Annotated in this window: 1 protein-coding gene; it reads left to right on the top strand. The window is 62.6% G+C overall.

What is annotated here, in order from left to right; genetic code table 11:
* Nucleotides 1-763, top strand: a 763-nt coding sequence (locus tag AAC083_RS14560; RefSeq protein ID WP_258224702.1) for a (Fe-S)-binding protein, incomplete at its 5' end; no start/stop codon positions are given.
* Nucleotides 764-901: the final 138 nt, after the last annotated feature.

Genomic DNA, 901 nt, shown 5'->3' with positions numbered 1-901 from the left:
CCGGTGGCCGCAAGGGGAGCCGGGGGGCGCAAGCACGGGCATAGGCGATGGTCACGGCGCAACAAGCGAGCGCGCCGTGGTCTATTTGCCCTCCTGCGCCAGCCGGGTATTCGGCCAGCAAGCGGGTGCCCCGTCACTGCCACAGGTGGTGCAATCCTTGCTCAAGAAGGCGGGCTGTCGGGTCATAGTGCCAGCGAGAGTTGAGGGGCTCTGCTGCGGCATGCCCTATGACAGCAAGGGGATGGTCGAGGTGGCGGCGACCAAGCGCACCGAGCTGGTCGAGGCCCTGTGGCAGGCAAGCGAGCAGGGGCGCTGGCCCGTGCTGATCGACACCAGCCCCTGCGTGCAGCGACTGCTTTCGGGGGCGCTCGGCAAGGGCCTTCGCGTGTTTGAGCCCTCCGCCTTTGTGTTGGAACACCTGCTGCCTCATCTCGACCTTGCACCGATCGATGAGATAGTGATGCTTCATATCACCTGCAGCAGCCGGCGTATGGGGCTGGGGGAGAAGATGCTGGCGGTAGCCCGTGCCTGCGCCCGGGAAGTGATAGTGCCAGAGCATATCCAGTGCTGCGGCTTTGCCGGTGACAAGGGGTTGATGACCCCTGAGCTCAACGCCGCCGCGCTCGCCAGCCTGCCCGCCCAGGTGCCCACCGATTGCCGCCAGGGCTTTAGCAATAGCCGCACCTGCGAGATAGGGCTAAGCCAGCACACCGGTATTCCCTATCACAGCATCCTCTATCTGGTGGATCAGGCGGCGAGATAGGAAAACAAAAACGGCAGGATAAAAAATCCTGCCGTTGGTGGATACGCCAAACGCCTGGGGCGTTACCCCAAGGAGTTGCTGCGCGTCATAGTCAGAACCTGCATAGAGAAAACGGATTATCCCATCCCTGCTAAATTG

The organism is Aeromonas sp. HMWF014 (assembly GCF_963878295.1).
Taxonomy (GTDB): Bacteria; Pseudomonadota; Gammaproteobacteria; order Enterobacterales; family Aeromonadaceae; genus Aeromonas; species Aeromonas popoffii.
Note: the sequence above shows the minus strand (reverse complement) of the source record. Positions and strands in the feature narration are given on the sequence as shown.